This window comes from Tardiphaga robiniae (assembly GCF_013359755.1).
GTDB classification, from domain to species: Bacteria; Pseudomonadota; Alphaproteobacteria; order Rhizobiales; family Xanthobacteraceae; genus Tardiphaga; species Tardiphaga robiniae.
The window spans coordinates 1-592 of the sequence record NZ_JABMCJ010000062.1; the positions used below are offsets into that span (position 1 = coordinate 1).

The 592-nt window shown below is 34.1% G+C and carries 1 pseudogene; it reads right to left on the reverse strand.

Features of this window, described 5'->3' with window-relative positions:
- Window positions 1-283, reverse strand: a pseudogene (locus HP556_RS01675) (hypothetical protein); the annotation flags it as partial.
- Window positions 284-592: the final 309 nt, after the last annotated feature.

A 592-nucleotide genomic window follows, 5' to 3' on the forward strand; every position in this document is an offset into this window, starting at 1 on the left:
GATTAACATAGTAGTCAATGCTTTCACCTAAGGAAAAAAACATTTCAGGGAGTTGACTGAATTTTTTATCTATTAATGAATAAGTGCTTACTTCTTCTTTTTGACCTACAAAACCAATTTTAACATTTCCGATATCGCATTTTTCACCATGCTCATCAAAGACAGTAAGATAAAACATTGTAACAAAGGAATAGTCATTCCAACCATCTGCTCGTAGGAATGCCTTATTTTTTTCTACTGCAGGAATATACCCGCCTCTTTCAATAACACTAAACTCCAACATATAGTAACCCTTAATTTTATTAAAATAACCGCAATTTATTTGGCGGCAACACAGGATCTCTCTTTTAAGTTACTCTCTATTACATACGTTTTCCATCTAAAAATTAGTAGTATTGAACTTAACGGGGCATCGTATTGTAGTTTTCCATATTTAGCTTTCTGCTTCCTTTTGGATAACCCACTGTTATTCATGTTGCATGGTGCACTGTTTATACCAACGATATAGTCTATTAATGCATATATAGTATCGCCGAACGATTAGCTCTTCAGGCTTCTGAAGAAGCGTTTCAAGTACTAATAAGCCGATAGA